This window comes from Neobacillus sp. GCM10027624 (assembly GCF_042675345.1).
Classification (GTDB): Bacteria; Bacillota; Bacilli; order Bacillales; family Cytobacillaceae; genus Neobacillus; species Neobacillus cucumis_D.
The window spans coordinates 712,262-724,998 of record NZ_JBHTHD010000011.1 but is presented as its reverse complement, the minus strand read 5'-3'; the positions used below and the strand labels follow the sequence as shown (position 1 = coordinate 724,998).

Annotated in this window: 14 protein-coding genes; 2 read left to right on the top strand and 12 right to left on the bottom strand. The window is 40.4% G+C overall.

The features are described from left to right. Positions 1-49 precede the first annotated feature (49 nt). The 7 genes from ACFQZ9_RS20015 to msrA all read right to left on the bottom strand — a co-directional run bounded on the left by ACFQZ9_RS20015 (position 50) and on the right by msrA (position 5,876). Complete coding sequence (locus ACFQZ9_RS20015) at positions 50-1,318, bottom strand: zinc-binding metallopeptidase family protein (protein WP_498945055.1); 1,269 nt, start codon at positions 1,316-1,318, stop codon at positions 50-52. A gap of 32 nt (positions 1,319-1,350) precedes the next feature. Continuing rightward, complete coding sequence (locus ACFQZ9_RS20010; protein ID WP_498945054.1) at positions 1,351-2,016, bottom strand: sugar phosphate isomerase family; 666 nt, start codon at positions 2,014-2,016, stop codon at positions 1,351-1,353. Then, positions 2,001-2,693, bottom strand: coding sequence for a CoA transferase subunit A (locus ACFQZ9_RS20005; RefSeq protein ID WP_498945053.1), 693 nt, complete (start codon positions 2,691-2,693; stop codon positions 2,001-2,003). Before ACFQZ9_RS20005 ends, ACFQZ9_RS20010 begins: the two co-directional genes overlap by 16 nt. 15 nt (positions 2,694-2,708) lie before the next feature. Further along, the gene (locus ACFQZ9_RS20000) at positions 2,709-4,052 is read right to left on the bottom strand and encodes a PLP-dependent aminotransferase family protein (protein ID WP_498945193.1); all 1,344 of its coding nucleotides are present in this window, start codon (positions 4,050-4,052) and stop codon (positions 2,709-2,711) included. Between the two features lie 526 nt (positions 4,053-4,578). After that, positions 4,579-4,737, bottom strand: coding sequence for a YjcZ family sporulation protein (locus tag ACFQZ9_RS19995; RefSeq protein WP_198308914.1), 159 nt, complete (start codon positions 4,735-4,737; stop codon positions 4,579-4,581). Positions 4,738-4,888: 151 nt separating this feature from the next. Then, complete coding sequence (gene msrB / locus ACFQZ9_RS19990; protein WP_198308915.1) at positions 4,889-5,320, bottom strand: peptide-methionine (R)-S-oxide reductase MsrB; 432 nt, start codon at positions 5,318-5,320, stop codon at positions 4,889-4,891. Then, positions 5,310-5,876, bottom strand: coding sequence for a peptide-methionine (S)-S-oxide reductase MsrA (gene msrA / locus ACFQZ9_RS19985; protein ID WP_498945052.1), 567 nt, complete (start codon positions 5,874-5,876; stop codon positions 5,310-5,312). The genes msrB and msrA overlap by 11 nt, the downstream gene beginning before the upstream one ends. A 128-nt stretch (positions 5,877-6,004) precedes the next feature. On the opposite strand from msrA, the gene ACFQZ9_RS19980 reads away from it, so the two are divergent. Next, a complete protein-coding gene (locus ACFQZ9_RS19980) occupies positions 6,005-6,757 on the top strand; it encodes a DUF4397 domain-containing protein (protein WP_498945051.1) in 753 nt (250 codons plus the stop codon). 100 nt (positions 6,758-6,857) lie between these two features. After that, positions 6,858-8,222, top strand: coding sequence for an RsmF rRNA methyltransferase first C-terminal domain-containing protein (locus ACFQZ9_RS19975; protein WP_498945050.1), 1,365 nt, complete (start codon positions 6,858-6,860; stop codon positions 8,220-8,222). A 41-nt stretch (positions 8,223-8,263) separates the two neighbouring features. On the opposite strand, the gene ACFQZ9_RS19970 is transcribed toward ACFQZ9_RS19975, so the two are convergent. The 5 genes from ACFQZ9_RS19970 to ACFQZ9_RS19950 all read right to left on the bottom strand — a co-directional run bounded on the left by ACFQZ9_RS19970 (position 8,264) and on the right by ACFQZ9_RS19950 (position 12,733). Continuing rightward, entirely contained in the window at positions 8,264-8,842 is a 579-nt protein-coding gene (locus tag ACFQZ9_RS19970; protein ID WP_198308919.1) for a YpmS family protein, read from the bottom strand. 6 nt (positions 8,843-8,848) lie between these two features. Next, on the bottom strand, positions 8,849-9,673 hold the full coding sequence (locus ACFQZ9_RS19965; protein WP_498945049.1) for an SGNH/GDSL hydrolase family protein: 825 nt from the start codon (positions 9,671-9,673) through the stop codon (positions 8,849-8,851). A gap of 144 nt (positions 9,674-9,817) precedes the next feature. Further along, a complete protein-coding gene (locus ACFQZ9_RS19960; protein ID WP_498945048.1) occupies positions 9,818-10,396 on the bottom strand; it encodes an SCO family protein in 579 nt (192 codons plus the stop codon). Between the two features lie 80 nt (positions 10,397-10,476). Next, positions 10,477-11,628, bottom strand: a complete 1,152-nt coding sequence (locus ACFQZ9_RS19955; protein ID WP_198308922.1) for a Ger(x)C family spore germination protein — start codon at positions 11,626-11,628, stop codon at positions 10,477-10,479. Further along, positions 11,618-12,733 (bottom strand): GerAB/ArcD/ProY family transporter, encoded by a 1,116-nt coding sequence (locus tag ACFQZ9_RS19950; RefSeq protein ID WP_498945047.1) that lies wholly within the window; start codon positions 12,731-12,733, stop codon positions 11,618-11,620. The genes ACFQZ9_RS19955 and ACFQZ9_RS19950 overlap by 11 nt, the downstream gene beginning before the upstream one ends. Positions 12,734-12,737 lie beyond the last annotated feature (4 nt).

Sequence of the window (12,737 nt, the reverse complement as noted above, 5' to 3'; positions counted from 1 at the left end):
GAAAAAGTCAGGCCTTTACATAATCTTAAGATTTAGGGCTCTTTTCCAATTAGTCACTAACGCCGCACCAATTCATTAATGTCCGTGCGATAATTTCACTTGCGATATATAGGTCTTCAAGTTCGATATGTTCATCAGCATCATGTGCGGTTTCGGTAATTCCGGGGCCAAAGACGACTACCGGCGTATTCCCAACAGATGACAGAATTCCACCATCCGTTCCCCATGGGCTTGCTTCAATTACAGGAGCTTCACCGGTAATTTCTTGGAAACTAACCGATAATTCTTTCATTAATGGATGATCACTTTCAAGAGACCCAGGAATCCATCGTCCGCCAAACCATTCGATCTGAAGGGGGTTTGCCCGGAACCATTCATCACACTGATTTAATTCCTGTAAACAATTCTCCATTTCCAGCTTAGCTGTTGGAATGGTTTCATCAGGAGCAACTCCCATTCTACCTTCAATAAAGGCTAAATCCGGAACAGAGGAAGGCCATTCCCCACTATTTATTTTTCCAATATTAATTGGAATTGGGATGGGAATCGAATCAAAAAGGGGATCGGTTATTCTCGCGTTTCGGTCTTTCTCTAATTGCTGCAGGCGCTCAATGACACGAACAGACTTCTCAATTGCACTAATTCCCTCGTACCTTGTTCCCCCATGGGCAGCCCGCCCTTTCACCGTTATCCGAAACCACATGGAGCCTTGCTGTTTAGGAAAAATCTTCATGTTGGTGGGCTCAGGAATAATTGCTCCATCGGCACGATATCCCCTTAAAACTGCTGCGAGCGTTCCGGCACCGCCGCTCTCTTCTTCAATCACACTCTGAAAAATGACATCTCCCTTGAGTTTGATTCCTGTTTCAATTAAGGATTCGATTGCAAGAAGAAGGGCTGCTGAACCGCCTTTCATATCTGTCGACCCGCGGCCAAATAATTTTCCATTTTCAATTCGCCCGCTAAAAGGGTCATGCGACCAGTTTTTTTCATCTCCAACAGGCACTACATCGATGTGACCATTAAGAATAATGGATTTTCCCCCGCCCGTACCTTTTAATACGGCGACTAAATTGGGATTGCCTTCAAAGCTTTGACGGTCACAGCAAAAGGCTGGATGATTTTTTAATTCATCATCGTCAATTTCCCAAATATCCAAATCCAGCCCAAGCTGCCGGCACTTTTCAATCACGATCGCCTGGGCACCGCTTTCATTTCCTCTCGTACTGTTTTCCTGAACCATTAATTGTAAAAGCTTTGCTCCCCGGTTCCGGTTATCATTCAGCCAATTTTTCACTCGATCCTCTATCGTTTTCAATCGATTCACTCCTTTGGTGCCAAATGAAAGAATTAATAAGGAATTTTCCGAATCTGCTCACTAACGGTAAATTCACAGCCCGTTTTTTCTTTAACATTTTCTAAATTAAACGGGGCAAATAGTTCGCTTAAGATTAGTCCCTTTTCTGTCACTTTAAAAACAGCCATCTCCGTAATAATCAAATCCACACAAGCAGAGGAAGTTAATGGCAATGTGCACGCTTTTACGATTTTTGGATTGCCAAACTTATCACAATGATTCATTAAGACAATGACCTTTTTCGCCTTTTGAGCGAGTTCCATGGCCCCGCCCATTCCGGGAACCTTTTTCCCTGGAACAATCCAGTTTGCAAGATCACCTTTTTGGCTGACCTGGAGGGAACCCAGTACGGTGATATCGACTCTGCCCCTGCGGATCATGCCAAAAGCTATCGCACTGTCACAGTACGACCCGCCGCTAATAAGCGTTACCGGAAATCCACCCGCATTACATAAATTTTCATCTTCTGACCCCTTTTGTGGACTAGGGCCCATTCCAGTGATTCCGTTTTCAGCATGAAACATCACTTTCATATCCCTATGAAGGTGATTCGGAACGAGCGAAGGGATTCCAATCCCGAGGTTGACGACCATCCCATTCTTAATTTCTTCGGAGGCGCGTCTTGCCATTTGATTGCGGATATCTACCCCCATGCCCATTTCCAATTCACCCCCTTCGAAGGAATAATATAATCTACGAACACACCTGGAGTAATAATTTCCTCCGGATTCAGACTCCCCATTGGGACAATTTCTTCTACTTCCACAATCGTCAAATCACCAGCCATCGCTACGAGTGGATTATTGTTTCTAGCACTCTTGTCATAAATTAAATTACCATATTCATCTGCTTTCTTAGCATAAATGATGGCAACTTCCGCCGTTAGCGGGGTTTCAACGAGATACTCCTTTCCATTTAAGGTCATAACCGGTTTGTTTTTTGCGACCATATCAATGTCCATTCCGATATCGGATAGAATCCCGGGGAGGCCCACTCCACCTGCGCGGATCCGTTCAGATAAAATTCCCTGCGGTGAAAATTCCACCTCAAGCTTCCCTTCATTCATTAAATTACCTGCAATAGGATTTGAACCAATATGGGAGGCAATCACTTTCACTGCCCGCTCTTGACTGACAATTTTCCCTATCCCGATGTGAGGAAATCCTGTATCATTCCCAATTAACGTTAAATCTCGAATTCCCTTTTCTAAGATTCCATCAATAAGAGTCGGGGGAGATCCAACCCCGCCAAAGCCTCCGAACAACAATGACATTCCGTCATGGAAAAACTCCATTACTTTTTCCAGTGTTGTAATTTTTCCAAATGGATTTTCCATTCTTGTACCACCGCCCTAAACATGTTCAGTTATGTGCTTTGAAAATGCTTCAAATGTAGCTTTTAATAAACTAAAGAGCTCTTCCATCTCCCTTTTGCTAATGGTTAACGGAGGGGAAATGATAATGGAATCTCCGTTAACACCGTCCATTCCCGCTCCTGCCGGATATACAAGAAGACCGTTTTCCTTTCCAAGTGTGACCATCGTCTGTGTGACCGCTGCTTTTCTCGGAAAAGGTCGTTTGGTTGTTTTGTCTTCAACAAACTCAATTCCAAGCAACAGTCCTTTACCACGTACTTCCCCAATAAATGAATATTGACTTTTTAATTTTTCCAGTAGAAATCTTAAGTACACACTCTTCTGTTCTACTTCTTTAACAATCTCATTTTTCTCAAGGTATTCAAGTACGGCCAAGGAAACAGCACAGGATTGTGGATTCGCGCTTAACGTATGACCACTCATGACGGATTTGGTACCAGCGAGTATAGGTTCCATAACTTTTTCGCTTGCAACGGCAGCAGCAATTGGAGTATAACCGGCCCCCATCCCCTTTCCAAAGGTAACAATATCAGGTATTGCCCCCCATTGTTCTATTGCAAGAATTGTGCCAGTTCGGCCAAAACCAGTCATGACTTCATCTGCGATAAAAAGAATGTCGTATTGGTCGCAGATTTTTTTAATAACCTTAAAATAATCCTTTGGCGGGGTAATTGCCCCTCCGGATGCCCCAATGACGGGCTCTGCAATGAACGCCGCAATCTTTTCTGCACCAATACGATTGATGGCTGTTTCTAATTCATGTGCACATTGGTAAGCGCAGGTAGCCGGTTCAAGGTTATAGGGACAGCGGTAACAATATGGAGGGTTAATGACTGGAAAGTCTTCTAATAATGGAACAAATCTGGCCCTTCTGGCGGCATGCCCTGACATGGAAAGAGCCCCCATTGTGATGCCATGATAGCTCACCCATCTAGATAAGATTTTGTTTTTCGTGTGAATTCCTTTTTCCTGCCAGTATTGAATGGCTATTTTCATAGCGGTTTCCGTTGCTTCTGACCCACTGTTAACAAAAAAGCTCCAATTTAGGTCTCCCGGTGTTAGTTCGGCGATTTTTTTAGCCAGCTCTTCTGCGGGATGACTTGTAAACTGCGAACGATAAACAAATGAAACTTTATCGGCTTGTTTATTCATTGCTTCAATGATTTCCGGTACTCCGTGCCCAATATTGGCCGTCACGGCTCCCGAAGCGGCATCAAGATATTTTTTCCCTTCCAAATCATATAAATAGACCCCTTTTCCATAATCAATAACCGGGTATATTTCGTCCATCATTGGTTTGATTAGATACGTACGTTCCACCATTGGCACCACTTCCCTTTTTGCTAAGTCTGCTTTACTAAATTGTATGACCTGTTGTTTGTTCATATGTGGTAGGCAGATTTTTTCCTAGTGCTTATTAGTTGGGATTAGGGTCCATTAAATAATGTTCGCTTAAAATATTTCAAACCCTGCGAGAAATTTTAATTTTTTAAAACGCTTACACGAAGGGTGGCGATATATGTAGTTACTTTCCTTTTTTATTGGCCGCTTTGTGTATTAATTTTCCGGTTTTCCAACTTATTTCCCTTTTTCGATATTATATTTGCCACTTTATCAGTTTTATTTGCCAAATTACTATTTTTACAGTTAATTAGCCAGGCAAATGCCTGGCTAATTAATTTTTTCTCTATTTTTTAGGAGTCTTTTCTCTTTAAATTACCTTTTTTATTTTATTGTCCACTTTGAAAGTTTTATCTTCCGAGTTTCAATTTTATTTCTTACTTTTTTAATTTTATTTGCCATTTTAACTCTTTTATTAGCCACTATCCTATTTACAGTTTTTATTTTAATAAGCCCAGCTTGCTCCGATGATGATGAGCAGGATAAAGAGCACAACGATGAGCGCAAATCCGCCAAATCCAAATCCATAGCCTACGCCGCCTACTGGATAACCATATCCTCCATACGGGTACCCACAGCCTCCGTCAAAACCATAACCATACATTCGTAATTTCACTCCTTGGAAATTTGTTACTTTCTACAGATACTTTATGAGCTGGGCAGTTGTCCCGTATGTGCATTCGCCTATTTTTTTAAAAATCAATCCGCATATACCCAAAATGATAAAAAGCCGCTCAACTAATGGCGGCTTTTCATCATTTTTCAAATAAACTTGTAAATTCCCCGTACCCTTCCTCTTCCAGCTGATCCTTCGGAATAAACCTCAACGAGGCGGAGTTAATGCAGTAACGTAAGCCCGATGGTCCCGGGCCGTCATTAAATACATGACCAAGATGAGAATCCGCCGTTTTACTTCGTACTTCGGTCCGAATCATAAAATGGCTGTAATCTTCTTTTTCAATTACCTCTTCTTCTTCAATCGGTTTCGTAAAGCTTGGCCAGCCGCAACCGGCATCAAATTTATCCAATGAACTGAACAGTGGTTTTCCTGAAACAAGATCTACATAAATGCCTTCCCGATTCTCATTCCAATAATCGTTACGGAACGGGGGCTCCGTTGCACTATTTTGAGTTACCTCATATTGGATTGGTGACAGCCGCTTTTTTAACTCATCCTTATTTACCATCTTGATTCCCCCAATGCCTTTCAATAAAGCTTGCGCGACCTGAGCCTACATGATAAGACTCATAATGAGCGCGCTTTTTCTTATAATAATGCTGGTGATAATCCTCTGCAGGATAAAACGGCTTTGCCGCTAATATCGGCGTGACAATCGGTTTCGAAAACCTGCCGCTTTCCTGTAATTTCTGTTTTGACTCTTCAGCAAGTGTCTTTTGTGTTTCAGTATGATAAAAAATAGCGGTTTGATAGGATTGACCGCGGTCATAAAATTGTCCTCCCGGATCGGTTGGATCAATCTGCTGCCAATATAATTCAAGCAATTTTTCATATGGAAAAATATTTGGATCAAAGGTAATTTGGACGGCTTCATAATGTCCTGTGGTATCCGAACAAACCTGTTCGTAGGTTGGGTTCTCCATCGTACCGCCTGTGTATCCGGAAATCACACTTTTAATCCCGGGCTGCTCATCAAATGGCTTCACCATGCACCAAAAACAGCCGCCGGCAAAGGTTGCTACTTGCACTGTTTCTTCCAATCTACTCACCCCACGATTTTTCATCTTGAACCCAAGTATACAGAATGTTGTTGAAAAAATAAAATAACACGATTACGGCTGAAACGAAATAGACACCTACCTATCCCCAACTGAATAAAGTACTAGTAAATTAGAGAATAGGAGCGAGCAGTATGTCCGAAAATCGAACTCATTCTGATTATCTTCAAAGGGCGGCAATGTATGATACACTCTCCCAATTTTATAAATACTCAAACCCAGAACTTCATATGCAGTTCTACTTAAAACACATGAAGTATATCAATAAAGCCTTCAATACGATGCGGGTCCAGGCACAACAAATGCAGACAGAGTCACATATCCGCATTCTTAACACCTCTCCCGATGCGCCTAATCTAGACATCTATATCAACGGAAAGCGGGTGGTAAGAGACCTGCCCTTTAAAGAAGCGAGCCAGGTACTAACCTTAATGCCCGGTAAATATCATGTAGATATCTATCAATCAGGCAATATGGTCGACAGTGTCTTAAATAAAAAACTCACGATTGAACCGGGTAAATCATACACATGGGCCATCATTGATTCTGTAAAAAAAATGCGTCTCCTCGTTTACCTCAACCAACCGGAGGTACCAATGAATGAAGCAAAGGTACGTTTTATTCACCTTTCACCTGATACTCATGCATTAGACATGGCCGTCAAGGACCGAGATGTTATTTTTCCAAAGGTAGCCTATAAGCAAGCGACAGAATACCTGGCATTATCGCCGATGACAGTGGACCTTGAGGCAAGGGAGGCTGGTACAAAGAACGTAATCCTTCCAATGCCGAACTCGCAATTTAAGGCAAATGAAGTCTACACGATTGCTTTGGTCGGTTTGTCCAAAGGAAGTCCCGCGCTGCAAGCGATTGTGATCAAAGAGTAACGAAGACTGAGTACAAATCTCAGTCTTTTTTGCCGCTTGACTTCTAGCGGCCAAACCCCAATAATCATGATAGGATTTGAAACAAGAGAGGAGCTTTATCATGCAACTTCCCTCCGAATTTATTCGGAAGTTTACCGATTTACTTAAAGAGGAATCCCACGATTTTTTCCATACATATGAAGAAACAAGAATGAGCGGACTGCGGTTAAACCCGCTTAAAATAACGGAAGAGAACTGGTCCCAACGCTCACCCTTCACTCTAAAAAAAATCCCTTTTGTCCCAAATGGTTATTATTATGACCCTGAAAAGGACCAGCCGGGAAAACATCCATATCATGCGGCGGGGCTTTATTATATTCAAGAGCCGAGCGCAATGTTTGTAGCAGAACAGCTTGCACCAAAGCCGGGTGAACGAGTTCTTGATTTATGCGCCGCACCCGGAGGAAAAACAACACAACTCGCAGGGATGATGGAACAAAGCGGAATCCTTGTTGCCAATGAAATCAATTCCAAACGGGCAAAGGCCTTGTCAGAAAACATTGAACGATTGGGAATTTCCATTGCTTTAGTAACCAATGAAACGCCGGAACGGCTTGCAGAAAGGTTTCAAGGCTATTTCGATAAGATTCTTGTTGATGCACCTTGTTCGGGGGAAGGAATGTTCCGTAAGGATGAGGAAGCGATTGCCTTTTGGAGTGAGGCCCATGTAGAAGCGTGTGCGAAACAGCAGAAAAATATTCTTGATGCTGCCTACACTATGCTAAAGGAAAATGGTATCCTTGTCTATTCTACCTGTACCTTCTCACCGGAAGAAAATGAACAAACGATTGAATATTTTTTGAAAAAATATCCTGATTTAGAGCTGCTGCCAATTGAAAAGACAAATGGAATCCAAAATGGCCGGCCGGAATGGTCAACCAGCAAAATGAACGACCTTGAACAAACAGCCCGCTTGTGGCCGCATCATCTAAAAGGGGAAGGCCATTTTGTAGCTAAGATTCATAAAACGGGCGTTGAAGAACCAGCAAAAATAAGAGAGATATCCTCAAATGCCAGCAGGGCACAGCTTAAAGATTTCTATGAGTTTACCAATCAAACCATAAAAGGAAAAACATTCGATCACTTCTATCTCTTTAATCAACAGCTCTATGCATTACCGGATAATTGCCCTAGTTTTCAGGGGTTAAAAATCCTGCGGGCAGGGCTTCATCTTGGCGAATTAAAAAAGAATCGTTTTGAACCAAATCATGCGTTGGCGTTAGGGTTAATGGCAAATGAGGCAAAGCACTGTTTTCCGTTAAAAGATGACCAGTGGTTTCATTACTTAAAAGGTGAAACGTTGACAACAGGGAACGACCGAGGCTGGATGCTCGTAACCATCGATGACTATCCACTCGGCTGGGGGAAAGAAGCAAAAGGGGTATTGAAGAATTTTTACCCAAAAGGACTTCGAATCCAAAAATAAAAAACAGGGTGCCTTTACATATCAGAGGAGGCACCCTGTTTTTATTCGACTGGAACTAAGATGATAAAGGAAATATCATCTTTTTCTAAGTCAAACTTCTCTGCTTTTATTTTTAGATCACTTTTAAGTTTTAATTGCTGCATATGGACATAGACGCGTTTGTTGTCCGGCTGAATGTCCACTCCCCTAGGCAGCTTATAGTTTTCTTCAATGAATTTCAGTACATAGGAAACAGGCAAATTCAGGTTTCCGATTTTAATCGACTTTTGCTTCAGAACTAAATCACCGTTTGACAAAGCTTTCGGCTTAAAGGTCATTTTTAAATTAAGCTGTTCACTAAAAAACGGGATCGTTCCGTAAAGCTCAACCTCATCTCCTAATATAACACGATAAGCTATTGGGGAATCAGCCGCTTCTGTTTGTAAATAATGGTTGATAAGCCGATTCAAATCCTGCTTATTGGATCGAATCCGAAATGAAACATAATCCCCGTTTTGCCCTTTAACAAGGCTTTCCTGCTTCTCCGATGACGGAGATAATAGCTGGCCGCCAATAATCATGACAATTAAAATGTTAATCCCTAATAAGAGCCAGAATCCCCTTTTCCATTTATTTTTCATACAAAACTAATTCTCCTCTTTACTGACCATCAACGAATTCCTTTCCAGATCAGGTAATGTGCGTTCTCCCAGTGTCTGGTTAAGCCTTTGTGCAATTAATTTATATCCTTTATCATTTGGATGAAAATTATCCTTATACAAAAGATTTTCCGAGTTCTCATTAAACAAGTCGTCAATATGGACAAAGTAGGCATTGGGATAATTAGCAATTACAGACTGACCAGCGCTGTTCCAATCCCCGACAATTTGGTCGAGTTCCTTAATATTGCCAAACCATTTAGAAAACGGATTGTACAATCCGACCAAAACGATTTTGGCGTTGGGATTTTCCTGTGTAATGGTCTCCATTATTTGCGTCAAATGGACACTATATTCCTCTTTGCCTCTCGTGAAATCGGAAAATTGCAGATCGGTGATATTATCTCTAAGAACTTTTACAATATCATTGCCGCCAATGGTTAGGATCACTAAATCAGCCTGTGATATGGCCGATTTCACTTCCGGCGTTTGCAGCCGATTCATCAATTGTGTTGTCCGGTTTCCCTTTACACCAAAATTATAAAATTCCGCTTCTTTTATGCCCTTTTCCTTTTCAAGCATTTTTTTAAGATAGGGCAAATATCCACCTTTATTGGTGCTATCACCGACACCTTGTGTTAAGGAATCACCTGCAGAAACAACGGTTAATTTTCGTGGAATAAAATCAGCCGGCACTTGCTTATAAACAATCTTTGAAGCTTTTTTATAGGAGTGCGGTTTCCATTGAGTGGACCCGTCACAAGAACAAAGGAATAATGAGGAGAGAATTAGAAGAGTGAAAAAATTTTTCATAAGACTTCACCTTCCTCTCAAACTATAAATATTATAACATGTGAAAAAACATTCAAACTGAATTGACAAAAACTAACAACCAAAGGGTTGGAAACGCTTTCAAAATAGGGTTTGGCGGTAAAAAAATAGACCTATTTATTAGGTCTATTTCAGTGCTTTAATATCATTGATAATTTCATCATATGGAACTTCTTTAAAACCGTTATAAGATTTTTTAATATTTCCATCCTGATCAACTAAATAGATGGAGGTACCGTGAATTACCTGGTTCCCCTCTTCTGGTTTTTTGACAAGGGCCTTGTAATTTTTCAAGGCAAAATTTTCGATAAATGGCTGGGAATAGCCGGTTAAGAATGTCCAATTTTTAAAATCAATTTGATATTGATTGGCAAACTCCGTTAATTTTTGTGGAGTATCTACCTTTGGATCCACACTATAGGAAACAAACTCGACATTTTTCAAACCTTCATCCTTCACCTTTTTTTGCAGCTTTTGCATATTGGCTGTCATAGGTGGACAAATATCCACACAGCTGGTAAAAATAAAATCAGATATCCAGACCTTCCCTTTTAAATCCTTTAATCCAAAGGGCTTACCGGCTTGAGTTGTGGCTGTAAAATCCTTTATTGGCCAATTTACTGCATTTTTGATTTCTTTCTTTCCACAAGCTGACAAAACCAATGTACATAATAACAATAAAGTCAGCCAAATCCGAACTTTCATGATATCACCCATTACTTTTCTTTTTCATTCCGTGTATAGTGTAACAAAGATTTGGATATGAAGAAAGCATTGTGACTGAATTAATCGATTACTCCTGTTTGAACAATCGTGTTTTTTACCTTGACCTCAAATGACGCCTGCTTGTATCGTTCTCTCCACTCATCTTTTGATAGTCTTTTTCCTCGTAAATGGGTCATGTATTCATTTCCAAACCCGACAGGATCTGAACTTAAAGATTGAAAATAATTGAGTAATTTTGTAATATCATGTTCCATCACTTTATTTATTTTCTTTTCTATCAACTTAATTGCCTTTGGATCCCCAACAGTTAACGGCTCTGTTGTTTCCAATAATCGGGCTTTTATCTTTACAGTTATCCGAAAACGCAGATTTTCTTTATCGATCAATTTGATTTTCGCACTGCTTTGAATATTATCTATATTAACAAATAATTTATTATATAAATTACGAATTGCATGCTCACCTGTTTTCATCCGAATTTTTTCAAATTGGGAACGATCAAAACCGAGGTCTTTTGATCCGGCATTATATTTATCCGATAAGAGTTTTACATAAAACAGCTTGTCAGGCTTTATTTCAGCTACTAATCGGTCATCCTTAAACAAACCCATTCCTTTTATTTTGATATCATTGTTTTTAAGTTTTAAAATAGGCAGTAAAGGATCCTTGCCAAAATCATAATAGGTATGATTAAATTCCTGAAGTGTAGGAGAAAGAATTTGTTCACTTTCAACATTTTGTTTTATCAAGTTATACAAGTAGGTTCCCAGATTGACTTTATTATGAGTGACACCTGATTGCATTAAATCCGACGTCTTTCCATCTGCAACGGTTAAATAAACCATATTCCCCACGGTAGCATCACGGTTCAATGCATCCACCAACTGGATAATCCCCTTCTCAGCAAGCTCTTTGCTATATATGACACATCTCATTTGGCCAGTAACGAGTCGTTGGTTCGATTGAAGATTCTGCTTTTGTTTTAACCCCTTACTTGTATTGGCATCGACTGTAATTAATTTTGTCACATTTTGAGCCAGCGGATCGAATCGATGGACGACAACTGTCCCTTTAATTACATTTTCCTTCTCCAAATCATACCCAGCTGCTGTGACCAATGCTAATTTTTCTAACTGTCTTGGTTCTACACACCCAGTGTTCATTACTATACAAAGAATCATCATCGGTAATAGTTTCCATTTAGGCCACATTGGTTTTCTTCCTCCTTTGAAACCATTTTTTCACGAAGACAATCATTGCAAGCAGAATCGGGTAACAGAAGGCGGCAATAAATCCAGCCTTGGCTACATAATCTGTAGCCATATTCATTTGATATCTGGCTTTAAAAAAAAAGGTGGCTCCCCAAGTTAGGATCGCTAAAATCCAGATCCCATGTTTTTGTTTTTTATTAAAAATCCTCATAAATCCTTTTGACGCTGCCCAAAGATACGCACACATATTGGGCAAAATGATTAACATCCAAAAGGAAACGGCAATAAATTCGAAACGCTCAAGATTTGGGAGCCGAACAATTTTAAACATTGACAATACTGGCCAGATGGTACGGGCCAGACTATCTTCTGCAAAAAACGTTATAGATACAAGGGTTACGATCCCAAATAACAACGTTGTATATAAATTTCCAATTTGAGTAAAAAGAAAGACTTTCTCTTTTTCCTTCACATAGGGATAAACAAATAACAGTAGTTCAAATCCCATGATGGATAGGGAGGAGTCATGTATTCCAGTCAATAGCTGCTTCATATCGGCTGACATGATTGGAAACAAATGGGTAAAATCAGAATAATGGATCGGCACCAGGAGCAGAGCACCCAGCCAGATGGTCCCTACTACCGAAAGAAAGGCAACTCCAATCACAACCCGAATGCCCCCATATACCGAATAAACGGCTAAGAGAATAAGAACACCAGCTAACTGCCATGTCGGCAAATCTGGAAAAATCCACACTCGAACAATTTCAATATAATTCATAAAAATAACAAAAAAATCAGCCGTTAAATAAAGCATATAAAGAATATTTAGTCCATTCCCGATCCATTTTCCAAAAACATCGTTGTGAATTCCATATAAATCGGCACTATCATATTGCTTTAGAATCAACACCATCAACCCTAAGACAAGGCCCGCTAGGATCCCCGCCAATAACACAGAAATCCAAGCGTCGTGTTTAGCAGACAGATACACAATCCGCGGCAGTCCAATTAATCCAACTCCCGTTTGTACGGAATGAATAAAAAACATTAGAAGAAAGGCATTAAATAGTAAACCTTCTCTTGGACGTAAATTTACCTTCATGATC